This window comes from Hymenobacter sp. HDW8 (assembly GCF_011305775.1).
Lineage (GTDB): Bacteria > Bacteroidota > Bacteroidia > Cytophagales > Hymenobacteraceae > Hymenobacter > Hymenobacter radiodurans.
Map to the genome: position 1 here is coordinate 1,108,966 of NZ_CP049907.1, position 23,390 is coordinate 1,132,355.

Genomic DNA, 23,390 nt, shown 5'->3' on the forward strand with positions numbered 1-23,390 from the left:
CGAGCCGTGTAAAGCCAGTTGTTCTACCAAAAGAAGGTCCTTTTTTGTATGGATGATAGACGCTTGTAAGGTCTTATCCTACGTACTGCTTTACGACGCGCACCAAGGCATCAAAGTCAAGAGGCTTAGGCAGATAGTCGGTAATGCCAGCTTCGCGAAACTGCTCCATAGAGTAGTTGTTTGCATTACCAGTGATGGCAATAATAGGCACCTGAGCAACTTGCGGGTTCGAGCTGCGGCGAATTTCGCGGGTGCATTCCATACCATCTTTCACCGGAATGTTGATGTCCATCAATACGCAGTCGATGGGCTGGCTTTCCATCTGCTTGATGACCTCATTCCCATTTTTGGCCGAAAGGATGTGGTATTTCTGCAGTTCCAGAATTTTTTTTGTCAGGTTCAGAATAACGGAGCTATCCTCCGCAATCAGAATCGTTTTGGACTCGGCCATGATGGAATAGATTTAGGTTCAGATGAGGTGGAGAGAAAAGTACAGAAAGTATGAAATATAGATTGACTTATACTGCTTGGGTGAATTCAGGGTAAGTGGCAACGAACTCCCTAAAGTAACGCAACAAGGAGGAAAAACGCTTCTCAATGCCAGTAAACTTACCTTCTTTAATGGTATGTTCCAGACTCTTAGCGCATTCGGCCAACTGATTAATGCCTAGTGTAAAGCCTGTGCCTTTGAGTTGATGTAAATGAGGCAGGATCAAAGTGTATTCTTTTGCCTTAACCAATGCCGTGGCCTCTTCCAATAGTTGGCTCACCTCGCGCTCAAAGTCGTTGTATAGTTGTGCAGCAAATTCACTTCCTCCCAGCTGCCGAAGTTGCTCCAGCACAGCAGTATCAATGCTGTTAGCGGTTTCCTCGGGCAGAGGTTCCGCAACTGGCTCAGGCACTGGCACTGGTTCGGGTTCTTGCACAGGAGTGTCAGTTCCCATAAGGCGCGGAGTGGTGGCAGGCTCCATTGTGATGGTAGTCCAGCGCCGCAACACCGCATAGAGATCCTGGGTCTTGACAGGCTTCGACACGTAATCATCCATGCCTTCCTGCACAAAGCGCTCAGCATCTTCCTTCATGGAATATGCTGTCATGGCTACTACCGGGGGCGTTTTTTTGCCTAGGCGCCGCCGAATTTCGTTCATAGCCGTCACGCCATCCATCTCCGGCATCTGAATGTCCATGAAGATGACATCGTAAGTGGCCTTCGGATCGGTGGCTTTGCTGATGGCTTCGAATCCGTCGCTTGCCACGTCAATCTTGCAGCCCAACCGGTCGAGCAGGCGCACGGCTACCTTCTGGTTGATGGGATTATCATCAACTAGTAGCACTTGGGGGGCATTTTCGAAGTGCGAAACTTCCTGGGTTCGCTCGCGGGCCGTAATGCGCTCCTGCAGAATCTCGTCCTCGTTGCGCGCCACGCTGCACTGAATCGTAAACCAGAAAGTACTACCGACGCCTTCATTGGAAATAACGCCAATTTCGCCCCCCAGCAGCTCAGCAAGTTGCTTGCTGATGGCTAGGCCCAAGCCCGTACCGCCAAATGACTTAGTCGGCGTGGTATCAAGCTGTGTGAAGTTGGTAAAGAGCAGTTTCTCATTTTCAGCCGAAATACCGATGCCCGAGTCCTGCACCGCAAAGCGCAAGGTGTGATTATCCCCATCAGTTGAAACTGATGATACTTGAATATTCACTAAGCCTTGGGAGGTAAACTTAATGGCATTGGAAGTCAGGTTGGAAAGCACTTGCAGCAGACGCGTTTCATCGGTGTGGATGAAGCGCGGCGTGTGGGGCGTTATATGGTAGCTAAATTGCAAGTCTTTCTGAGCCGCTCGATTGGAGAACAGCGAATGCAGCTTATCAAGCGTGTAGTGCAGATCAATACCTGACTCGCTCAGCTGAAGCTTACCAGCCTGAATCTTCGACAGGTCTAGGATGTCGTTTAGGATAGCCAGTAGTGCATCCGACGATTTGCGGAGTGTATCTACATAGTCTTCCTGCTCCTCGCTTGACACCGTCTGGTGCAGCAAATCAATCATACCGATGATGCCGTTCATAGGCGTCCGCAGCTCATGGCTCATATTGGCCAGGAACTGAGTTTTAGCCTCCAGCGCACTTTCAGCTTCCTCCTTGGCGTGACTGAGTTTGTCCTGGGTTTGCTTCAGCTCCGTAATGTCACGGGCAATGCCTTCGGTCCCACTAAGTGCTCCTGATACAGCGCGAGCATTAATGAGCAGCGGCACGCCATGGCCATCTTTATGGCGTAGGGTAGCAGGAAAGTTGCGCAGGGACCCATTCGTAGCCACTTCCGTTAGAAGTCGGTCACGGTCAACGGGGTTGACGTAATAGTCCACGATGCGCTTACCCAGCACTTCCTCCGGCTTATATCCCAATACCTCGTATACCGAAGGACTCACAATCGTGATAATCCCTTGGTCGTCGGTACGATAATAAATGTCTTGGAAAGACTCGAAGATGGCCCGGAATTTCTCTTCCTGAGCCGCCAGCTCCAGCTGCGAGCTCTTCGTCGCCGTGATATCGTGGGCCATGCCCGAAATCTCCTCGAAGGAGCCGTCGTCGAGGTAAATGGGATTGAGGTAGATTTCCCGCCACGTATCCTGACCCCGAGCGTCGCGCAGGCGCACTTCAAATCGTTGCGCCAAGCCTTGGAATGCTTTCTTGTAGTTCTCCTGAAAAATATCGTGCGCTTCCTCATCCATCATGGCCATATCAGCCTGCCAGAGGTTCACATTCAGAGCGGGATATACGCCGTTGCGCCGCAGGAAATAAGCGGCGTAGTTACGGTTGAATGACGTGAGGCGCGAATGCATATCCACGGACCACATCAGGTGGGAGCCGCTTTCGAAAATGGCGTTCAGACGCGCGTTCTGCTTATTGATCATCTCCTCATTGCGCTTGCGCTCAATGGCCAGGGCTACCTGGTTGGAAATGAAGTGCAGAATCTCAATATCGGTGGTGGCGTAGGCGTCGGCTTTGTGATAATCCTGGACGGCAATTACGCCGATGATGCGCTCCCCAATACTCAGCGGGGAACAAAGCATTACCTCCGGCATCAGGCCAAAGGCAGTGATGGTACCGTCTGCAATCAGCTCGTGTAGCTCATGCTTCAGCAGAAACTGCGGCCGTCCCGTTTGAATAATATATTCCGAGACGCCCGTGGAGAAGGGACGCGCGCCCATTCCTCTGCTTCCCTGCGAGTTCTGATCAACGAAATACGCAAACTGCAGCGTGGTGCGGGCATCGTCGCAGAGGGCAATATAAAAATTATTGGTTTCGATAATCTTGCTTAGCTCCCGATGAATCGCCCCATAGAGCGAGTTCAAATCTTTAGAGCTAATCGCCAGGTTAGCAATACTATAATATACTTTCTGGAGTCGCTCTGCTTTGATACGATCCGTAATATCATGCAGAATAGCGCGGGTCGAAACCGGCTCATTATCCTGCCAGGAGCAGGAGATGCTCCCAATCAGGTGAACTGGCTTACCTGTTTTGGTCAGAAAAACGGTTTCGAGCTTATTCACCTTCTCACCCTTATACAGATTACGCAACTGATAGAGCAGCTTCGCTTTGTAGTAGGGATGCACTACCTCATTGAGAGTCAGCTGCGTAAGATCATCATCGGTGTAGCCTAGTTTTTCTTTCCAGGCCTTATTCACGAACAGGAAGCGGTTGTCAATGCTCAGGTTCTGAATCAGATCGTGCGCATTGTCGAGGAAATCCTGGAGACGATTGCGGTTGTCGGTCAGGGCGCGGGCAGCAACTTGGCGGTCGGTATGGTCCCGACCCACAAAAAATGCTCCTGTAACGTTTTGATCAAAGTCGCGGGCAAACTCCACATGCCAGTGCACCAGTCGCGTCTGGCCCAGTTTGGTTACCAGCGGAAACTCGCAGGCATCTGCAACGCTCTCCTCTTTAATATTTTGCAGGAATGACTGTCGACTTAACTCCTGATCGGAGGCAGGTGGGAACAGATCGAAATAGTTTTTTCCTAGCAGTTCGGCCCGCGAGTATTCGGTGAAGTTGAGAAAGAAGTCGTTTACATCCTGTATTACGCCTTCACGATTCACCAGCACATACGACAGGTCAGTTCGGCTGAGTACATCGCGCAACTGCTGTTGAGTCCGATCTGCCTGCTGACGCTGCTCGCCCGCCTCGTGGCGGCGGCGCCCTTTGGTTACATCGCGTAGGGTGAGCTGTACGCGCAGGCCTACGGGCATCTGCACGCGATGAAGCGTTACCCAACCATCCACCATGACGTGATCGGTGCGCCGTCCATGCCACCACTTTGAGAACCTTTCACCGGTACGGGCAGTAAGCAACACGGCTTCGCGAAGCATCAGCTCCGAAAGCCAATGATCCTGGCGCTCGTCGGCGGGAGGCATGGCAAAAGCCATCAGGCCCGAAGCTAACAACATCGGCCGCGTGGTGCCCAGCATGCGTAGAGCTGTCTGGTTGCAGTCTACCAGTCGGCCCTGCTCATCGTAAAGTAATAATCCATCATACGCGTCGTCGAATAGGGTGCGGTAGAAGTCCGGCTGAGCCGGAAGGGCTCCAAGCGCGGAAGGGGGAAGCGATGATGAGGCGCGAATAGGCATTGCAAGAGGTAGCACCGGCGGGTCAACTCAAATTAAACCACCGGCCAGTACGCGGTTTAACTTTCTAAATTTGTCAAAAATATATCAAAAACCGCGCTTTACCATCTGATTTCGCTTGTTGGTAAATAGCGTATTGTGCCTGCCTTCGTATGCGTCCTTTGCTCTTTGCGGTCACCACCGATTTGAACTATGATCAGCGCATGCAGCGAATTTGCAGTAGCTTGGCTGTTCATGGCTACGCAGTGCTGTTAATTGGGCGCGAATGGCCCGATTCCCAGCCGCTTAGCCCTAAGCCATACAAGCAGCATCGATTACGGTGTGTATTTAAAAAAGGCAAGTTATTCTATTTAGAATATAACTTAAAATTGTTTTTGTATTTAATTCGGCAGCAAGCGGCCGTCTGGTGTGCCATCGACTTGGACACAGCCCTCCCTATGTGGCTGCGCGCTAGGTTGAGTGGCCAGCCATTTGTGTATGATGCGCATGAATTGTTTACGGAAGTACCTGAGGTTGTGGGCCGTCCGGTTACAAAACGCATTTGGCAACTGGTAGAAAAATTTATTGTACCCCGGGCTGCCTTAGCATACACAGTAGGGCCGGCGCTGGCGCAATGGTTTGTGCAACAATACGGCCAACCGTTCGCGGTAGTACGCAACGTGAGTTGCCTGGAAACGGCAGAATTGCCCCCCACTCCTACCGCAGCACCCACCGACGGGTATATTCTCTATCAGGGCGTGCTGAATGAGGGCCGCGGCTTGGAGGCACTGCTTGATGCCATGCCCCAAGTGACGGCGCGCTTGATCATTTGCGGCGAAGGCGACTTGTCCGTTTCGCTGCGGGAGCGAGCCCGGAAATTAGGGCTGCTGGCCAGCGGACAGGTTGAATTTCGGGGGTTTGTATTGCCGGCTGAGCTACGCCAAATCACGCGACAGGCATTGCTGGGTATTATGCTGCTCGAAAATCGTGGGATGAGCTACTACTATTCGCTGGCCAACAAGTTCTTCGATTATCTGCACGCCGGCGTACCACAGCTCATTGTGGACTTTCCCGAATACCGACGCCTCAATGACCTGTATGATGTAGCAGAGGTGGTGGAGCTAACGCCCAACGCCATAGCCACGGCCATCAATCGGCTGCTTCGCGATGAGCCGGCGCGCTATCATCAACTAGCTTCCAACTGCCGTCGGGCCCGCCTTGAGTTAAATTGGCAGCATGAGGAACAAACCCTGCTGGCGCTTTACGCTACCTTACTCCAACCGGCACCTATCCCGGCCTGACCATGCCTGATTCTTCGTTAAAAAAAGCCCCCCAGCGCCCGCTACTGCTGGTAGTAACCGGGCCTACGGCCGTTGGCAAAACGGCGTTATGCGTTCGATTGGCCCAACGCCTAGAAACCGTTGTAGTATCAGCCGACTCGCGGCAGTTTTTTCGGGAGCTAAGTATTGGCACGGCCAAACCTACCCCCGCTGAAATGCAGGACGTACCGCACTATTTTATTGATTCGCATTCTATTACGGAAGAATATAATGCGGGCCGCTTTGAGGTAGATTGTTTGGCACTACTAGAACAACTATTTCAGGATCACGCCATTGTAATCCTGACGGGCGGCTCAGGCTTATATCTGCAGGCAGTGACGGAAGGCTTTGACGTGATGCCACCCATTGAGCCAGAGGTGCGGACAGGCTTGCAGCAGGAACTCGCTGCGCACGGCCTAGAGCCGCTGGTAGCCGAGTTGCTGGCTACTGACCCCATTACCTATGCCCGCCTCGATCGCCAAAATCCGCAACGAGTACTACGCGCCCTCGAAGTAACACGCGGCACGGGTCAGCCATTTTCAAGCTTTCATGCGCAAAAAAATGCCCCCCAGCGCCCGTTTGACTCACTAAAAATCGCCCTTACCCGAGAGCGGGAAGAATTATACGCCCGCATCGATCAGCGTGTAGACGAGATGCTGGCATCGGGCCTGCTCGCGGAAGTTGAGTCAGTGACTGCGCATAGGCACCACAATGCGCTGCAAACGGTGGGATATCAGGAGATATTCGATTTTCTGGATGACAAGCAAGATTGGCCTGAAACCGTGCGCCTGCTTAAGCGCAACACCCGCCGCTACGCCAAGCGCCAGCTCACCTGGCTACGCCGCGACCCGGCGTATCATTGGCTGCACCCCGATGCGGCCGAAGAAGAAATTATGGCTTTATTGGCTGCTCATACCCATGAGCGAGCCTAATAAGTTGGCCGACTTAAAAGCGTCGGCCGACTTTGACTTGCAGGGTGAGGAGAGAATTGCCAAACGTATCGTTCTGAAACGAGGTTTTACCACCTATCAACCAATTTTGTGTCTGGCCAAGCCGAAGGTCAAGGTTGAGGGAAAACATATAACCAGCATGAAAACCTTTTTCGTGTTCGAGGTCTAAGCTAGTTTCATTGGTGGCAAAGTCAATGTGATTTTGCGGATAGCCATACCGGTTTGAGTGACCTACGTAGCCGCCGCCACCCAGAAAAAAACGTGCTTGTCGATCATTTCCGAAAGGATATACATAAAACTCCTGTTCCAGATTCGCTGTCTGATAGCTCTGCGATACGGGCACATTTACGCCAGGGCTTCCTGGTTTCTGCGGATTATATACCGTTTGAATTCGCTCTTCACTACTACCACCAGCAACAGCCAAACGTGTACCTGAGCCGAAGTGTCTTGCAAAAAGCATTTCGTATTCCAAATGCGCTTTTAGCATCTTATAATCGCCGGTGCCCATCATGGCCGTTCCCACTCCCAATTGTAATGTACCTATGCGCCTAGCGTCGGTTGACTGCGCGCTGCCTGAAGCAGCAGCTATACTGAGCATGAAGACTAAAAAGACACGGAAATAAGAAGTCATAAGTATGGATTGAAGCTGGACGAAGTTGAAAGGAAATAATAAGAATCAGCAATATATACCATAACTGCACTCGTAAAGTATAGAGCACAAAAAACGCCCTTTCGGGCGTTTCTAATTGATGAAGAAAGGTATTCAGATTCTATACCGACAGAATTTCTACCATTCGCATAAAGCTCTGGTTAATAAGCTTTTTCTTGTAAATAGTATCGTGAAAAGGTGTATAAACCAGCTTGCGGTCTACGATACCAGCCATCACGTTATGCATTCCATTCATCAGACCTTCCACGGCAGCAATCCCGATCTGGGAGCCTAAGAGGCGGTCGGCAGCAGTTGGAGAGCCGCCGCGCTGCACGTGGCCAATGATAGTCACGCGAGTATCTAGTTCAGGAATGGCTTCTTTTACCTTGGCAGCTACGGTAGTGGCGTTGTTTTCTTCGTCGCCCTCCGCTACAATAACAATAAAGGAGGTTTTCGAGCGCTTCCAACCAGAGCGTAAGGTATCAATAACGGCTTCCGTCGACATCTGCGTTTCCGGAATCATCACGATTTCGGCCCCGCCGCCAATAGCACAGGGAATGGCGATGTAACCCGAGTCGCGGCCCATTACCTCAATAAAAAAGCAGCGGTCGTGCGAATCGGCTGTGTCGCGTATTTTATCAATGGCCTCCAGCGCTGTATTCACCGCCGTATCGTAGCCAATGGTATAATCTGTACCGAAAAGGTCGTTATCAATCGTGCCGGGCGCGCCTACTGTCGGGATGCCGAATTCCTGCTCAAAAAGCATGGCCCCGGTAAACGTACCGTTGCCGCCGATGGCTACCAAGCCGTCAATTTTATGATTGCAAAGTTGGTCGAAGGCCTGCTGACGCCCTTCTTTCGTCATAAAAGTCTGGCTGCGGGCTGATTTGAGCAGAGTGCCGCCTTTCTGCACGGTGTTCGAAACCGAGGCGGAGTCAAGCTTCACGATTTCCCCTTTAATCATGCCCTTAAAGCCGCGCATGATACCATACACTTCAATACCGTGGTACACGGCCGTGCGCACTACGGCACGGATACAGGCATTCATGCCGGGCGAATCGCCGCCACTGGTAAAAACTGCAATACGTTTCATCATTAATCAGAATTGAAAGCTGCCTAAAGCGGCGGGGCAAAGGTGGCAAATCCAAGCTAATATTGCAGCAGACAATTGCCGAGTTCTAAAAAGCCCCCCAAGGCTGGCTGTTTTTTGGCCATCTGCGTAAAGGGCGCTATTGGAACCTTCGGGTCAACCTCCTACCTTACCATTTGGTCGGAGCCTGCGTTACGACTGTTAGTGCCGTTCCCATCCTACCCACCCTGTACTTAAGCAACGCTCTGTATGTTCGGTTTTTTTGAAAATGAGCAAGCCAAGAAGATTAAAAGCCATATCGTGAACTTGGCCGCGCTGGCGAAGGCCGATGGTCATATTGACGAGCGAGAAATGAATTTTATCGTGGCCATTGGCAAAAAAAACGGCATGCGCCCGGCTGATGTGCGCAGTGTGGTGGCCAATTCAGGCAGCGTAAACATGCTCCTGCCCGATAATGACTCGGAGCGCTTCGATCAGATCTTCGATTTGGTAGATATGATGCTGGCCGATGGCGTGGTCGATGACCACGAGATGGAGTTCTGCGTTGATATGGCCTGTAAGCTGGGCTTCCGCAAAGCAATTGTGGGCGTTCTGGTGCGCAAAATTTCGCTGGGTGTGAAAGATGGACTGCCGCGCAAGCAGATTAAGGAAGAAACCCAGGCATTTCTGAATTACAACGAGCAAAACAGCGGTGGCGGCTGTGAGTAGCAGGTAGGCCGTATCTTGGCCGTTGTATTGGAGCTCGTCGGCACTTCCGACAGCTGATTTTTCTCTGGCATGCAAATTACCATTCTCGGTTCGGGCACCTCGCAGGGCGTACCCGTCATTGGGTGTCACTGCGCCGTTTGTCGCTCCCTGGATTATCGTGATAAGCGCCTGCGCGTGTCGGTGCACGTGGCAGTGGGGGGCAAAAGTATCGTCATTGACTCGGGTCCAGACTTTCGCCAGCAAGTTTTGCGGGAGCGCATTGACCACCTGGATGCGTTGGTTTTCACCCATGAGCACAAAGACCACACGGCCGGAATGGACGACATCCGCTCCTACAACTTTAAGCAACAGCGCGATATGCCCGTGTATGCTGAGCAGCGAGTGCTTGACCAGCTGAAACGGGAGTTTGCCTACATTTTTGCCGATTACAAATACCCCGGTGTACCCCGTGTGCAAACGATTCCCATCCTGGACGACCATAACAGCTTTTTGGTAGAAGGTATTGAGGTGCATCCCATCCGGGCTTTACACTACAAGCTCCCGGTGCTAGGCTACCGAATCGGTGATTTCACGTACCTGACCGATGCCAATTATATCTCGCCGGCCTCGATGGAACGGATTCGAGGTTCGCGAGTAATTGTGCTGAATGCCCTGCGGCGGGAGCCACACATTTCGCATTTCTCACTACCCGAAGCGGTTGACATTCTCACGGATTTAGCCCCCCAGCGCGGTTATCTCACGCATATTAGCCACCTGTTAGGTCGCCACCGCGACGTAGAAGCCGAATTGCCGGAGTTTATCCGGCTGGCTTACGATGGCCTCAAGATAGAGATGTAGCCTCAGGCAGTTTCAGTTCTGCCCTTTGTATATCGCCGGCACCACCGCATAGAACGGGGTGCTTTACTACTTACACCTCCTTTTTCGGGAGCATCATCGTCATCTGTGCACAACAATTACTATTTCCTGCGCCAACTCGCTCCTGCTCTTACTGCGCAGCTTTCGGGCTACCAGGTGGCGGCTTGCTTTTCTCAGGAAAAAGATGAGTTGGTTATTGGCCTGACGAATGGCAGTGCCGAGTTTTGGCTTAAAGCTCAGCTAACCGCTTCTTTCCCGGTTTTAGCGCTGCCAACCAGCTTTCATCGTACCCGTACCAATTCTGTTGATTTGCTACCGGATTTACTGGGCCGCACCGTGACGGAGGCCGACGTTTTCCCCCACGACCGGGTGCTTACGTTGCGCTTTGCTGATGGCGCTTCCCTACTTTTCAAGCTCTACGGCCCGCGGCCAAACGCCATCTTCCGCTCGGCCCCCGATGCGCCTGCTCAGCTGTTTCACCAACGTTACACCACCGACGCCGACTTAGCCCCCCTATCACCTGCTGCTGACTCGGCCCGCCCATCAGCTGACCCATTGAAAAGCTATCCGGCGCTTGGCGATTTGCCCCCCGCTACTTACGAGCGCATGGCTACGATTCAGCATCAGAACCCGACAAGGAGCGCAGAGTCCAGGAGGTTGTGGCGCTTCTGGAAAACCCGCAGCAGTTCTATATTATTCATCTGGAAGGCCGCACCCGCCTGAGCTTGCTACCCTTAGGCGAGATTGAGCAGACCTTACCGCCCGACCCAGTTGCCGCGTTGCGTGCGTTTGTCCCCATGTTTTTGGGTCGGCGGGCATACGAAACGGAGTCGCGACAGGTAAGGCAGCAACTGGAGCGTCGGGCTGAAGAGGCAACCAGCAGCGCCAGCCAAGCCAGGGCCCGCCTGCATGCGCTGGAGCACGGTGCCAGCTACCGCCAGACCGCCGATCTTATTATGGCTCATCTCACTCAAATTCCGGCCGGCGCCGCACAGGTAGAAGTCGTGGATTTTTATCAGGACAATCAGCCCCGAATCATTAAGCTCAAGTCGACCGAAACGCCCCAGCGTACGGCCCAGAACCTTTACCGCAAAGCCAAAAACCAGCAAATTGAAACGCGGCAGTTACAAGAGCGGGTAGAGCGCCGGGAGTCCGACGCCTTCTGGTGCTTAGAGCGGCTGGAAGAACTGGGGGGCATTTTGGACTTGCGCACGCTGCGCACCTGGCGCAAGACGCACGACTTACACCCCGAAAACAAAGCCAAGGCCGCTCCTGAGCTGCCGTTTAAGGTATTTGAGGATGAAGGCTTTACTATTCTGGTAGGACGCAATGCAGCCAATAACGACCTGCTCACCCAGCGCTATGCGCACAAAGAAGACCTTTGGCTGCACGCAAAGGACGTAACTGGCTCTCATGTGGTCATTCGCCACCGGGCGGGCCATGTAGTGCCAGCCACGGTAGTGGAGCGCGCGGCTCAACTGGCAGCTTGGTATTCGCGCCGTCAGCACGACTCGCTTTGTCCGGTTACCGTCACGCCCAAAAAGTTTGTGCGCAAGCCCAAAGGCGCTTTGCCCGGCCAGGTACTGGTAGAGCGGGAAAAAGTAGTGTTGGTGGTGCCCGCTAACCCTTTTGAACGCGTGGGGGGCAAATAGTTGCGCGTTCGGTAACTCGCTGCCCCATAGCCTTACTAGCTTCTGACTTGGGCAACAAAAAAGCCCGACCACTTACGATCGGGCTTTTTTGTTTGTGCGCGCGGGGAGATTCGAACTCCCACACCCGGAGGGCACCACCCCCTCAAGATGGCGTGTCTACCAGTTTCACCACGTGCGCAGTAGGCTGACAAAACGCTTTACTCTGAAAACCTAGGTTTCCTGCTTCGCTGAGGCGGCGAAGTGGGTACAAAAGTAGGCACTCGTAACGCCCTACGCAAATGCCCAACGGTATTTTTTCACTATTGAAGGCGCACTAGAATTATTGGGGGGCTTTTTTCAAAGCAACAAGCATTCATTCTAACAAAAAATACGGCGACCTCTCCCTTGGAAAGGCCGCCGTATCATCAACTTACGTTCTTTGGGAACGCGGACTACGAACGAGCCAGCGGCGTATCAACTACGTGTTCGGATACAAACCAGGTTTGCAACTCGTTGGTCCGAATCAGCTGACTAACAATCAAATCGTTAGTACCGTCATCACCCGATTCGTCCGCTTTCTTGGCATACTCGTGGCACTCTTTCAGAATAATTTCGTGGGCTTCAAGCAAGCGTGATACCTGCACAGGTGCTTCTTCCCGGTCGCGGGGTGGCCGCGGAATATGAGTCGTTTCAGCAATATCAGCAGCCATGGCTAGACTTACGCCCCCCAGAAGCTGAATACGTTCGGCAATGGCGTCGACCAATACGCTTTGCTCCTCATAATGCTTATCATAAAGCAAGTGCAGCTGATAGAAAGTAGGGCCTACTACCTGCCAGTGGTGTTTTTTGTACAGGTCACGAATGGTAATCGTATCTACCAGCAGTTGGTTAAGCATATCAACGCTTTGCTGACGCACTTTCTCGTCCAGCCCTACCGGCATACGAGGCGATACAACGCCAAATTTTTGGATGGCAGCCGCACGCTGATTTACAATTGGCTGCTCCACATTACCAGGTTGAATCTTGCCCTGATTAACAGCTGTGCCGTTCGATTTTTTTGGTGCTGCCGCTGCGGTTTTTTTAGTAGCGGCTGGCTTCTTATCAGTGGTTTTGGTTGCCATAGAGAGGTGAGATTTGAAAACAAAAAGAAAACAGATGCAAGTGCTTGAACACTAATTCAGCAGTCCATTTCCATCCTGATGTCAATACGCAGGCTTGCCCCGCAGGTTAGCGCGATCTTGTTAATTTACTGTTGACTTTACGTAAAACAAGCGCGCGAATACCGCTCCCTCCCCATGCCTCACTCAACCAGCTCGTAGCAGTGCGCTCTGGCAACCTTAACCGATGCCTATGCAGAAGGCAACCAATAGCAGCAAAATGCTAAAAAAGCCCCCTGACCCAGAATTTTGCTGAGCGCCAAAACAAGTCGTTTACGATATAAGCAGCCACTGGTTGTTAAAATCACAATTTTTTCGATAAAATACGTCTAATGAAAATATATGTGGATTTATCAATCCATTTCCCATATTTTCCACGTAACAAAAACTATATAAAAGTTTAGCTTTGTAGACCCTCATCGCGTTTCAGATAGCTTAAACGGTAGTATACTTTCCATTTTCAAACCCCTTAGTCGAATGCAATTACCCATACTCTCCCCTTCCTTCGGTAAAGCTGCTCGTCGTGCTCCTTGGTTAGTAGGGGCAACGCTCGGTTTATGCCTTAGCGCTCTGGCGCCGGCAACGGCCCAAACGCTCCCTCCCCTGACCGGGCAGCTTATGTATGCCACGCAGGTAGTGGGCACCACTACCAACTTATTATCCTTCGACGAAGCAGCCCCTACTGTTCTACGCTCTACAGTTGCCATTACCGGCATGACTGCTGGCCAAGTATTAGTGGGTATGGACGCTCGTCCGAGCACAGGCCAATTGTTCGGGTTGGGCTACAATGCTACCCTCACAGCCGATAACGCTCGTCTGTATGTTATCAATCCGACCACGGGCGTTGCGACGCCCGTTGGTACTGCCGCTATGACGCTGGCACTTGGCACTGCCACTGACCGCATCGGGTTCGACTTCAATCCAGTGGTGGACCGGATTCGGGTAGTATGCACGAACAGAGCGAACTATCGCCTCAACCCTATCAATGGCACCGTTGTAGATGGCGACCCTGTTGCGGCTGGCACCCAGCCTGATGGCAGCCTAAACCCTGGCACCCCATCTATTGGCGCGGCGGCTTACACCAACAACTTTATTGGTACGGGCAGCACCACGCTGTATGTATTTGATGATGCGCTCGGGCAGCTATTCATTCAGACCTCTCCGAATACGGGTTTAATTACTGCTGCCGGGCCAGCCACGGGCCTTACATTCAACCCTGCGATTGGGGTGAGCATGGATATTAACTCTATCAGAACAGGCGAAAACTATGTTCTGATGTCTGGTGCTCCTGGTACCGGTACGAGCACGCAGCTGTATGAGTTAAACGTTGGCTCGGGCGCGGCAACATCAAAAGGCGTTATTGGCACGGGTTTACCAATCAATAACCTGACGTTCGCAACGTTCGCCGTCGATCCAGTGTCGCCACCCATTGCCCTCGCGGGCCAATTGATGTTCGCGCTGACCGGGAGCAACTTGATTTCTTTTGACTCAAATGCCCCCCGAATTATCCGTACTTCAACGTCTATTACCAACTTAGCTGCTGGGCAAACTCTGGTAGGACTTGATTTCCGGCCTGCTACCGGCGAGCTATTCGCATTAGGCTATAATGCCACGGCTGCTGCGCCTACCGCAAACGCCCAGCTTTATACTGTAAATCCAGGTACGGCCGCTCTAACGGCTGTTGGTGCTGCCCAACGCTTAGAGCTTGGTGATGCTGCGGCTCGCGTCGGCTTCGACTTCAACCCTACCGTTGACCGCATCCGGGTAGTAAGCTCCAACAATGCCAATTACCGCCTCAACCCTGTTGATGGAACCATAACTGCCACCGATACCAACCTGAATCCGGCTGGTGGCGCTATATCATCGGCGGCTTATACCAATAGTGGCCCAGGTACTGCACCTGCTGCTACTATCCTTTACAACTACAATGCGGCCAATAATCAGCTTGTGCGCCAGGACGCGCCAAATTCTGGTACGTTCGCATCGGTAGGCAGTTCTGGCATCACAGTAAACCCAGCTGCCGGCGTTGATTTTGACATTTATTTCGATCCGGCTGCCCCAGCCGCCTCTCAAAACAAGGCTTTCTTGGTGGCTAGCCCTGGCACAACCACCAACGCCAGTCTTTACACCGTCAACCTGACGAGCGGTGCTGCAACACTGGTAGAAGTCATTGGCGCTGGCATGCCTATCACGGGCGTATCCGCGCTGATTTCGGGCACGGTACTATCCAGCAATAAGGCTTCAGAAAAAGTGAGCGCACAGGTAGATGTGTATCCGAACCCAGCTACTGGTGAGGTTTCCATCAATATGCCAGCCGCTCTGATTAAGCAGTCGGTAGAGGCTACATTGGTTAATGCTCTGGGCCAGCCTGTATTACGTCGCACTCTTTCCGCCCGCGACGGCGCTACACAGCGTCTCTCGCTCACCAACGTGGCGAAAGGCATCTACATGCTTCAGCTTTCTACGCCCGAAGGTGTAGTAACGAAGCGTCTGATGGTGCGCTAATAAACGGCATCACCATAAGCACAAAAAACCCGCTGACAATATTGTCAGCGGGTTTTTTGTGCTTATGGCAGTCGTCTGGGGGGCTTTTTTAATGCGTGTCAGACTTACCGCACTGATTCGTAGCCTCCCAGCAAGCCCCGCTTGGAGAGCACCATTTGCCAGAGTTGGTTGTGGCGCGCCCTAAAAGACGCGGCGCTGGATAGTAAATAATACTTCCACATCCGATAGAACCGGTCACCGTATTCAGGCCGTAGCTGCTCCCAGTTGCGGTCAAAATTCTGAAACCAAGCCATCAGCGTATTATCATAATACACGCTAAAGTTATGGCAGTCTTCGAGTACGAAAAGGTGCTCCATTGCCCCTCCTAGCTGTTTAATGGAAGGCAACAGGCAGTTAGGAAAAATATACTTATTCGTAAACGGATCGGCGGAAGTGCGGGAATAGGCCATACCAATGGTGTGCAGCAGAAACAGGCCATCGTCCTTGAGGCAGTTGGCTGCCGTGCGCATGTAGGTTCGGTAGTTGCGGTGGCCTACGTGCTCGGCCATGCCTACCGATACCACATGGTCGAACTTCTCGCGCACGTCCCGGTAGTCTTGGAGTCGTATTTCGATGGGTAGGCCTTTGCACAGCTCCTGCGCTAGCTTTACCTGCTCGCGGGCTACCGTCACCCCTACCACCTCCACCCCGTAGCGTTCGGCGGCAAACTTGGCGAAGCTGCCCCAGCCACAGCCGATGTCGAGCACTCGTTGGCCGGGCTGGAGGTATAGTTTGCGGCAGATCAGGTCCAGCTTATTTTCCTGCGCCTGATCGAGGTTGTCGGCATTCTTCCAATAGCCGCAGCTGTACGTTAGGCGCTTGTCCAGCATCAACTCGTACAGATTATTGCCGATATCGTAGTGGCGCTGCGCGTTGCGGGCGGCTTTTCCTTTGGCCTGTCTGTTGAATATCTGCGTGAGCAGCACTTCCAAGATGCTTTTCCAGCCCAGGCGAGCGGTTTTGTACAGATCAGCGCGCAGTGCCCGAAAGACAAACGCATCTATCTGCTCACAATCCCACCACCCATCCATGTACGACTCGCCCAGCCCCAACGTACCCTGACTAAGTACCCGCTGGTAAAACCGGTCGTTGTGAATTTGCAGATCCCAGGGCTGAGAACCATTTACCTGTATGCCCGCCGGAGCTAGAATTCGGGCTACGTTTTGCTGTAATTGCTGTGCCTGCATGCGTACATCGTATATATCAGCTGCTCTTACAATAAGGGTATAATTAAATTAAGTATTGCAATAGTAAAATACATTAGCCAGCCTTCTTCACCCGAAAAAGGTGCTGAGCCAGTGGTCACTTGGTTTTTGCGAAACCGGCAAGCAGCAACTTCACGTTCTCCTTTCTCCTTCCATCTCTATCCTCATATGGCTTTTCCCTTCTTCGGCGACGACAAATCGACTATTGCCCGCTTGCTCTCCACCTTGCCCCAAACCGGTCGCATCGAGTGGATTGGTATTCGGCCGGTGCGGCGCGAGCCGCTTGTATCGCTGCCCGAAGTGGAAGTACTGACGGACGCTCACCTGCGCGGCGACCACGCCCGCCCCAAGCCCGGCGGCAAACGCCAGGTTACGCTTATCCAACAGGAGCACTTAGCAGCCGTGGGGGCTTTTTGGGGCTCGATGGCCCCGTGGAGCCGGGCCGATTGCGGCGCAACCTGGTAGTCAGCGGCCTGAATCTGCTGGCGCTGAAAAACCGGCAAGTGCAGCTAGGCGACGAGGTTATTCTGGAAATAACCGGTGAGTGCCACCCCTGCTCCCGCATGGAAGAAGAGCTCGGGCCCGGCGGCTACAACGCCATGCGCGGCCACGGCGGCCTTACGGCTCGCATCATCCGTGGGGGGCAAATTCGGGTGGGCGATGTGGTGCGCGTACTGGAATCGGCCTTGCCGACCGGCGCTACCGGCGCTTAGTTATGGCTGCTTCATCACCCGCAGGCCCGATGGGTGTTGGGCATCGTGGTACAAGCGCAGCGTAGCTTTCACAAAGTCTTTGTCCTCAGCCTTATCAATGTCCACGAAGGTCTGCGGGTTGCGGTCGACGAGCGGAAACCAGGAGCTTTGCACCTGCACCATCAGGCGATGACCTTTCTTGAAGGTGTGCAGCACACCGGGCAACTCATATTTCACTTCTGCCACCTGACCTGGTTGAAACGGCTCCGGCTTTTCAAAGCTATTGCGAAAACGTCCCCTGATTACCTCCGCGCGCACTAGGCGCTGATAGCCAGCCATCTGAAGGTTTTTGGGATTGGGTGAAGGATTGCGGGCCGTGTCGGGGAGCACGTCGATGAGCTTGACTACAAAGTCGGCATCGGTGCCAGTGGTGGTCACAAATAGGTCGGCAGTAAGGGGGCCGGCCAGCGTAAGATCCTCGGTGAGGGGAGCGGTTTGGAAGACCAGCACATCGGGGCGGCGGGCCGCAAAGCGCTGATCCTCGATCATGTATTCGTTGTTGCGACGAGCAAAAATACCATCGGTGTAGGGCACCGGCTTGCCGGGGTCGCTTACGTACTCAGCAAAGCTTTCCGCAGCAGCAGCGGCCGAGAAAGCAAGTGCTCCATTGGGCTGAAAGTATAGCGTTTGGGCCTGGGTGGCGGCCGGTGGCCACTGCTCAAACGTCTTCCACTCGTTGGTGCCGGTATTGAATATAGTGGCTTCGGCCTGGGTGAAGTTGCCTTTGTCTTTGAGGTAGGAGTTGAAAAACTTCAGTTCAATGTCCTCCTGAAAATACTTGGCCGTGTTGCTGCCAAAACTCAGCGGCCCAAACTGGCTCCAATCTGCCCGCGACCACGCGCCATGGGTCCAAGGGCCCATCACCAGGCGGTTGTTATTGCGGGGGTTTTGCTGCTCAATGGCTTTGTAGGTATTGAGCGCGCCAAACAAATCTTCTGCGTCAAAAAAGCCCCCACAACCAGAACGGCGGGCTTTACATTTTTCAGCGCCGTTCGGATGTTGCGTGCCTGCCAGTACGCATCGTACGTATCGTACTCCTGATACTCATTCCAGATCTTGGCTTTGTTGTTAAAATACTGCGGCGCATTGGCGTTTTTGATCGGTCCTAAATCGAGGAAAAACTGGTATGCATCTTTCGGTCGGAAAGTGAATAACGGCTTATATTCCTCTACCGGACCGGTACGCTGCGCGTCGAAATAATTGGTAAATGAGAAGTTATCGAGCAGAAAAAACGCGCCGTTGTGACGGGCGTCGTCGCCGATAAACTCATCTGTCACCGGGGCCTGGGGCGACACGGCTTTCAGGGCCGGATGAGCGTCGGGGAGAGCGGCTGTGGCGTAGAAACCAGGGTACGAAATGCCCGTAATACCGGCCTTACCGTTGTTGTTGGGCACGTTCTTAAGCAGCCACTCAATGGTATCGTAAGTATCAGAGCTTTCGTCCGTTTGCTTGGTTTTGTTGCCGGGCACGTTGGGCGTCACCTCCTCAAACTGACCCTCGCTTTTGTAGCGTCCGCGCACATCCTGATACACGAAAATGTATTTCTCCTGCGAGAGAGCCCGGCTTGTGCCAGGGCCGGTAGTGGGGTAGTTTGTTTCGCCGTACGGTGCGGCCGAATACGGCGTGCGCTCCAGCAGAAACGGGTACCGATTTTTCTTCGTCGCGTCGGTGGGCACGTAGATGACCGTGTACAATTTCACTCCATCGCGCATCGGAATAAGGCGGTCGAGCTTGCGGTAGTTCTGACGCACGAAGATGGAATCCTGGGGGCATTTTGCTGCGCCTGCGCCGTGGGGGCAGTCAGCAGAATAACACTAGCGAAGCAAAAAGCAGCAGTACTGAAACGAAGCATCTTAGGGGGCAGGTGAAACAGAGGAATGCGGTTTCAATACTAGGAAATAAAATGCGCAACAGCAGACTAGCCTTACTTCTTATGAGCGGCTACTACCCCCTACACACCTTACGACTGCGGCTGAAGCAGGCGCACCACCAGCCCCGTCCAACCGGTTTGGTGGTTGGCACCCAGGCCGTGGCCGTCGTCGCCGTGGAAATATTCGTGGAAAAGCAGATTATCCCTGAAGTGCGGGTCGGTTTGGAGCAGCTCGGAGTTGCCGAAAGCAGGGCGGCGGCCATTTTCGTCTTTCAGGAAAAGCTTGGTCAGGCGCTCCGATAGGGCGGCGGCAATATCGCGGAGGTTGCGCAACTCACCCGAACCCGTGGGGTATTCTACTTTCAGAGAGTCGCCGTAATAGGTATAAAACTTCTCCAACGACTCAATAATCAAGTAGTTAATCGGAAACCAGATTGGCCCGCGCCAGTTGGAGTTGCCCCCAAACATGCTCGATTCCGCTTCGCCGGGCACATAGCCCACGGTAAACTCCGCTTCCGGAGTGGGGTACACATACGGCTTTGCGAGGTGATAGCGCGACATGGCTCGTACCCCAAATTCCGACAGAAATTCGGCCTCATCCAGCATGCGCCGCAGCAGACATTTGAGCCGATGACTACGAAGCAACGACAGTAAGTGTCGGTCGCCTTTGCCGGGCTCCAGCCACCGTGACACCAGCTCCGCCAGCTGGGGCCGATTGTCCAGCATCCAGCGCAGGCGACGGGTAAAATCGGGCATGGCCGCCAGCAGCTCGTCGTCGAGCACTTCCACCGCAAACAACGGAATCAGGCCCACAATAGAGCGCACTTTGAGCTTGGTGCGTACATTATCGGGGGTGTGCAGCACGTCGTAGTAGAACTCGTCCTCCTCGTCCCACAGGTTGAAAGCACCGTCGCCGCTTCGGGTCATGGCCTCCACAATGTAGAGGAAATGCTCAAAGAACTTGCTGGCAATATCCTGGTACACGGGGTTGGTTTGGGCCAGCTCCAGGGCAATGCGCATAAGATTAAGCGCGTACATGGCCATCCAGCTGGTGCCATCCGACTGCTCGATGGTGCCACCCGTAGGCAGCGGGGCCGAGCGGTCAAACACCCCAATGTTATCAAGCCCCAAAAAGCCCCCCTCGAAGATATTGCGGTTGCTTTTGTCTTTGTGGTTTACCCACCAGGTAAAGTTGAGGGTGAGCTTATGGAATACCGACTCCAGGAAGTGCGTATCCCCCTTGCCGTTATTCTGTTCTTTATCCATTTGATACACGCGCCAGGTGGCCCAGGCGTGCACCGGCGGGTTCACGTCGCTCAAGTTCCACTCGTAGGCCGGCAGCTGGCCGTTGGGGTGCATGTACCAGTCGCGGGTGAGCAGGCGCAGCTGGTGCTTGGCAAACTGCGCATCTACCATGGCTAAGGGCAAACAGTGAAAAGCGAGGTCCCAGGCCGCGTACCACGGGTACTCCCACTTGTCGGGCATCGAGATGATGTCGTCGTTATACAGGTGGCGCCAGTTGCTGTTGCGGCCAGTGCGGCGTTGGTTGGGCGGAGCCAGCATGTTCGGGTCCCCATCGATCCACTGGGCCATGTCGTAGTAGTAGAATTGCTTGCTCCAGAGCATTCCCGCAAAGGCCTGACGCTGAATATTGCGCGCATCCGGGTCTTTTACCTTCTCCTGAATGCGGGCATAAAATTCATCGGATTCCTGCTGACGGGCCGTAAAAATGTCGGCGAAATCAGCGAACGGAGATTCCAGCTCGGCTTGGCTCAGGCGCAGGCACACCGTTTGGGAGCCGCCGGCGGGTACGTGCAGCGTGTACTGAGCAGCGGCTTTGGTGCCGGTATGAGCCGGGTTTATGGCATCCAGTTTCCCATTAACGACATAATCGTTGATGCCATCCTTGAAGAATAAGCCCTCCGCCGACAGACCATACAGTTTGTCGCCGTTGGTGTCGTTATCACAGAAAAGCAGCGGCGGATTCTGGTCGCAATACAACTGGTAGCGCCCCATCACCTTGTGGTCGGTCTGCACCACGCCGGGCGCGGGCGTGCTCATCGTCGGCCGATAGTCGTCGTGGCCCCAAGCCCAAGTATTGCGAAACCACACCTGCGGCAGCACCATAATGGGGGCCATATTTGCCCCCCGGTTGTGCACCGTTATCTGAATCAGAATATCATCGATGCCCGCCTTGGCATACTCCACATACACATCGAAATACCGGTTGTCGTCGAAGATACCGGTCTCATCCAGCTCATACTCAGGCTGGTCGCGGGTGCGCTTGGCATTTTCTTCTACCAACAGCTCATACGGGAATTTCTGCTGCGGATACTTATACAGCATCTTCATGTAGGAGTGCGTGGGCGTGCTGTCGAGGTAGTAGTAATACTCCTTTACGTCCTCGCCGTGGTTGCCCTGTCCGTTGGTTAGGCCAAACAGGCGCTCTTTTAGAATACGGTCGGCCCCATTCCAGAGCGCCACCGAGAAGCACAGGCGCTGTCGGTGGTCAGAAATGCCCCCCAGCCCTTCCTCACCCCAACGGTAGGCATAGCTGCGAGCCAGCTCGTGGGTGATATACTCCCAAGCGTTGCCGTTGGCGCTGTAGTCTTCGCGCACGGTACCCCATTGCCGTTCGGTGAGGTAAGGTCCAAACTTCTTCCAGACGGTATTTTGAGCGTTTGATTCAGCTAAGCGTAGGTGTTCTTGCGTCATAAGTGTGTTGAAGCACGGGCCTGTTTGCCCGGCTAAAAAGTAGTGTTGGGCATGGCAAAACGCAAGCTCTAGCGGCTCATTTTCGCAGGACCTGGCGGCTACAATGTCGGCCTTTTTCGGTCAGCTACCGCGTTTTACCTTCCTACCCGTTATCGGCAAAGCCCGGATACAAGGTCATGCCGCCATCCACGTAGATAGTGGTACCGTGGACATAATCGGCCTCGTCAGAGGCCAGCCACGCGGCCACCCGCCCGATATCCTCCACCTCCCCAATGCGCCCGTAGGGAATCAGCTCCAGCAGTTTGCGAGCCGCTTCGGGCGTTTCCCAAGCCTCGTTGTTGATGGGCGTTTTAATAGCGCCCGGCGCAATGCTGTTCACCCGTATTTTGTGCGGTGCCAGCTCTTGGGCCATACTTTTCATGAGCAGCATCAGCCCGCCCTTCGAGGCAGCATAGTTCACATGACCCGCCCACGGAATGGTTTCGTGTACCGAGCTCATGCAGATAATCTTGCCGGCGGCCCTAGATATATCTTCCTTCACGCCGCGCCGGATAAACTCCCGCGCCGCTTCGCGGGCGCACAGAAACTGACCCGTTAGGTTCACGTCAATAACCCTCTGCCATTGCTCCAAGGTCATGTCGACCAGCGTTGCATCCTGCTGAATACCGGAGTTGGCCACCAGAATATGTAGCGTACCAAACTGCTCAATCGTCTGCCGAAACATCGCCTGCACCTGGTCCTCTTTGCTCACATCGGCCTTCATGGCAATGGCCTTGCCGCCTTTTTCCTTGATGTGTGCCACTACCTGCTCCGCCTCTTCAGCATCACTATGGTAGTTGACCACCACGGTTGCGCCCGCTTCGGCCAGGGCCACCGCTACGCCTGTTCCAATTCCTGAACTTCCTCCCGTAACCAGCGCAATTTGCTTGTGTAAGCGTTTTGTAGAAGCTGAAGCCATAGCGGTATGTAGGTTTGGCGAAATGATACTTATACGGCTACGCGCAAAGCTGGCCGCACAAAGCGAAGTTCTGCCGTACTCTATTTTTGGGTTGGGGGTTGCTACGGAGGAGCTGATGAGTGCTGAATAGGCTTACCTTGTGGTAAATGTTTTCTCCTTATGCTGATTAACAGAAATTCAGTCCTGCTTTTGAGCGTAGCTTTTATGTGGTCCTGTAATGATCAGCATCCAAGCAATCCAGCTGGCAGGACTACGGAGACTAAAGTAACTGCCACGCAGGAAGAAAGCCCTTGCCATAAGGGTATAGCCCGAGCTAAGGCCGATATTAAAGGAGGTATAATTGGCTATTACTTTTGGGGCATTGGTGGAGCGACAGTTGATCCGGATACGCT

17 protein-coding genes, 1 tRNA gene and 1 pseudogene are annotated in these 23,390 nt (G+C 53.5%); 9 read left to right on the plus strand and 10 right to left on the minus strand.

Annotation, left to right across the window (positions count from 1 at the left end; genetic code table 11):
* Positions 1 to 73 precede the first annotated feature (73 nt).
* Positions 74 to 451 carry a response regulator gene (locus G7064_RS04565; protein WP_133272372.1) on the minus strand — a complete coding sequence of 126 codons (378 nt, stop codon included), beginning with the start codon at positions 449 to 451 and terminating at the stop codon, positions 74 to 76.
* Between the two features lie 67 nt (positions 452 to 518).
* Complete coding sequence (locus G7064_RS04570) at positions 519 to 4,619, minus strand: PAS domain S-box protein (protein ID WP_166072644.1); 4,101 nt, start codon at positions 4,617 to 4,619, stop codon at positions 519 to 521.
* Positions 4,620 to 4,768: 149 nt separating this feature from the next.
* On the opposite strand from G7064_RS04570, the gene G7064_RS04575 reads away from it, so the two are divergent.
* Positions 4,769 to 5,896, plus strand: coding sequence for a glycosyltransferase (locus G7064_RS04575; protein ID WP_166072645.1), 1,128 nt, complete (start codon positions 4,769 to 4,771; stop codon positions 5,894 to 5,896).
* Between the two features lie 2 nt (positions 5,897 to 5,898).
* Positions 5,899 to 6,846 carry a tRNA (adenosine(37)-N6)-dimethylallyltransferase MiaA gene (miaA, locus tag G7064_RS04580; protein ID WP_166072646.1) on the plus strand — a complete coding sequence of 316 codons (948 nt, stop codon included), beginning with the start codon at positions 5,899 to 5,901 and terminating at the stop codon, positions 6,844 to 6,846.
* 13 nt (positions 6,847 to 6,859) lie between these two features.
* On the opposite strand, the gene G7064_RS04585 is transcribed toward miaA, so the two are convergent.
* Positions 6,860 to 7,495, minus strand: coding sequence for a hypothetical protein (locus G7064_RS04585; RefSeq protein WP_166072647.1), 636 nt, complete (start codon positions 7,493 to 7,495; stop codon positions 6,860 to 6,862).
* A 139-nt stretch (positions 7,496 to 7,634) separates the two neighbouring features.
* Complete coding sequence (gene pfkA / locus G7064_RS04590) at positions 7,635 to 8,606, minus strand: 6-phosphofructokinase (protein WP_166075042.1); 972 nt, start codon at positions 8,604 to 8,606, stop codon at positions 7,635 to 7,637.
* A gap of 246 nt (positions 8,607 to 8,852) precedes the next feature.
* Between pfkA and G7064_RS04595 the strand changes: the two genes are divergently transcribed.
* From G7064_RS04595 to G7064_RS04610, 4 genes are all read left to right on the plus strand, one after another.
* Positions 8,853 to 9,311, plus strand: a complete 459-nt coding sequence (locus tag G7064_RS04595) for a TerB family tellurite resistance protein (protein WP_166072648.1) — start codon at positions 8,853 to 8,855, stop codon at positions 9,309 to 9,311.
* Positions 9,312 to 9,380: 69 nt separating this feature from the next.
* Positions 9,381 to 10,148 (plus strand): MBL fold metallo-hydrolase, encoded by a 768-nt coding sequence (locus G7064_RS04600; RefSeq protein WP_166072649.1) that lies wholly within the window; start codon positions 9,381 to 9,383, stop codon positions 10,146 to 10,148.
* Positions 10,149 to 10,253: 105 nt separating this feature from the next.
* Positions 10,254 to 10,889: a hypothetical protein gene (locus G7064_RS04605; protein WP_166072650.1), complete on the plus strand. Its 636-nt coding sequence runs from the start codon at positions 10,254 to 10,256 to the stop codon at positions 10,887 to 10,889.
* Positions 10,826 to 11,818, plus strand: coding sequence for an NFACT RNA binding domain-containing protein (locus G7064_RS04610; RefSeq protein ID WP_166072651.1), 993 nt, complete (start codon positions 10,826 to 10,828; stop codon positions 11,816 to 11,818). Before G7064_RS04605 ends, G7064_RS04610 begins: the two co-directional genes overlap by 64 nt.
* 95 nt (positions 11,819 to 11,913) lie before the next feature.
* Here G7064_RS04610 and G7064_RS04615 read toward each other — a convergent pair.
* A tRNA-Leu gene (locus tag G7064_RS04615) sits at positions 11,914 to 11,996 on the minus strand.
* Between the two features lie 253 nt (positions 11,997 to 12,249).
* Positions 12,250 to 12,918: a Dps family protein gene (locus tag G7064_RS04620; protein WP_133272364.1), complete on the minus strand. Its 669-nt coding sequence runs from the start codon at positions 12,916 to 12,918 to the stop codon at positions 12,250 to 12,252.
* A 513-nt stretch (positions 12,919 to 13,431) separates the two neighbouring features.
* Between G7064_RS04620 and G7064_RS04625 the strand changes: the two genes are divergently transcribed.
* Entirely contained in the window at positions 13,432 to 15,459 is a 2,028-nt protein-coding gene (locus G7064_RS04625; protein WP_166072652.1) for a DUF4394 domain-containing protein, read from the plus strand.
* Between the two features lie 104 nt (positions 15,460 to 15,563).
* Here G7064_RS04625 and cfa read toward each other — a convergent pair whose 3' ends face one another.
* The gene (gene cfa, locus G7064_RS04630) at positions 15,564 to 16,685 is read right to left on the minus strand and encodes a cyclopropane fatty acyl phospholipid synthase (RefSeq protein WP_166072653.1); all 1,122 of its coding nucleotides are present in this window, start codon (positions 16,683 to 16,685) and stop codon (positions 15,564 to 15,566) included.
* A 186-nt stretch (positions 16,686 to 16,871) separates the two neighbouring features.
* On the opposite strand from cfa, the gene G7064_RS22980 reads away from it, so the two are divergent.
* Together G7064_RS22980 and G7064_RS22985 are read left to right on the plus strand one after the other, a co-directional pair.
* On the plus strand, positions 16,872 to 17,168 hold the full coding sequence (locus G7064_RS22980) for a hypothetical protein (RefSeq protein ID WP_317172821.1): 297 nt from the start codon (positions 16,872 to 16,874) through the stop codon (positions 17,166 to 17,168).
* Complete coding sequence (locus G7064_RS22985) at positions 17,117 to 17,416, plus strand: MOSC domain-containing protein (protein WP_317172822.1); 300 nt, start codon at positions 17,117 to 17,119, stop codon at positions 17,414 to 17,416. Before G7064_RS22980 ends, G7064_RS22985 begins: the two co-directional genes overlap by 52 nt.
* Here the strand turns inward: G7064_RS22985 and G7064_RS23190 are convergent.
* The 3 genes and pseudogenes from G7064_RS23190 to G7064_RS04650 all read right to left on the minus strand — a co-directional run bounded on the left by G7064_RS23190 (position 17,417) and on the right by G7064_RS04650 (position 22,998).
* A pseudogene (locus G7064_RS23190) lies at positions 17,417 to 19,167 on the minus strand (CocE/NonD family hydrolase).
* 248 nt (positions 19,168 to 19,415) lie between these two features.
* Positions 19,416 to 22,040, minus strand: coding sequence for an MGH1-like glycoside hydrolase domain-containing protein (locus G7064_RS04645; RefSeq protein ID WP_166072654.1), 2,625 nt, complete (start codon positions 22,038 to 22,040; stop codon positions 19,416 to 19,418).
* A 142-nt stretch (positions 22,041 to 22,182) separates the two neighbouring features.
* Entirely contained in the window at positions 22,183 to 22,998 is an 816-nt protein-coding gene (locus G7064_RS04650; protein ID WP_166072655.1) for an SDR family oxidoreductase, read from the minus strand.
* Positions 22,999 to 23,390 lie beyond the last annotated feature (392 nt).

Bases quoted from the DNA above. Each gene is read 5' to 3' on its own strand.
- G7064_RS04565 (WP_133272372.1), bottom strand. From the start codon at position 451: ATGGCCGAGTCCAAAACGATTCTGATTGCGGAGGATAGCTCCGTTATT.
- G7064_RS04570 (WP_166072644.1), bottom strand. From the start codon at position 4,619: ATGCCTATTCGCGCCTCATCATCGCTTCCCCCTTCCGCGCTTGGAGCC.
- G7064_RS04575 (WP_166072645.1), top strand. From the start codon at position 4,769: ATGCGTCCTTTGCTCTTTGCGGTCACCACCGATTTGAACTATGATCAG.
- miaA (WP_166072646.1), top strand. From the start codon at position 5,899: ATGCCTGATTCTTCGTTAAAAAAAGCCCCCCAGCGCCCGCTACTGCTG.
- G7064_RS04585 (WP_166072647.1), bottom strand. From the start codon at position 7,495: ATGACTTCTTATTTCCGTGTCTTTTTAGTCTTCATGCTCAGTATAGCT.
- pfkA (WP_166075042.1), bottom strand. From the start codon at position 8,606: ATGAAACGTATTGCAGTTTTTACCAGTGGCGGCGATTCGCCCGGCATG.
- G7064_RS04595 (WP_166072648.1), top strand. From the start codon at position 8,853: ATGTTCGGTTTTTTTGAAAATGAGCAAGCCAAGAAGATTAAAAGCCAT.
- G7064_RS04600 (WP_166072649.1), top strand. From the start codon at position 9,381: ATGCAAATTACCATTCTCGGTTCGGGCACCTCGCAGGGCGTACCCGTC.
- G7064_RS04620 (WP_133272364.1), bottom strand. From the start codon at position 12,918: ATGGCAACCAAAACCACTGATAAGAAGCCAGCCGCTACTAAAAAAACC.
- G7064_RS04625 (WP_166072652.1), top strand. From the start codon at position 13,432: ATGCAATTACCCATACTCTCCCCTTCCTTCGGTAAAGCTGCTCGTCGT.
- cfa (WP_166072653.1), bottom strand. From the start codon at position 16,685: ATGCAGGCACAGCAATTACAGCAAAACGTAGCCCGAATTCTAGCTCCG.
- G7064_RS22980 (WP_317172821.1), top strand. From the start codon at position 16,872: ATGGCTTTTCCCTTCTTCGGCGACGACAAATCGACTATTGCCCGCTTG.
- G7064_RS04645 (WP_166072654.1), bottom strand. From the start codon at position 22,040: ATGACGCAAGAACACCTACGCTTAGCTGAATCAAACGCTCAAAATACC.
- G7064_RS04650 (WP_166072655.1), bottom strand. From the start codon at position 22,998: ATGGCTTCAGCTTCTACAAAACGCTTACACAAGCAAATTGCGCTGGTT.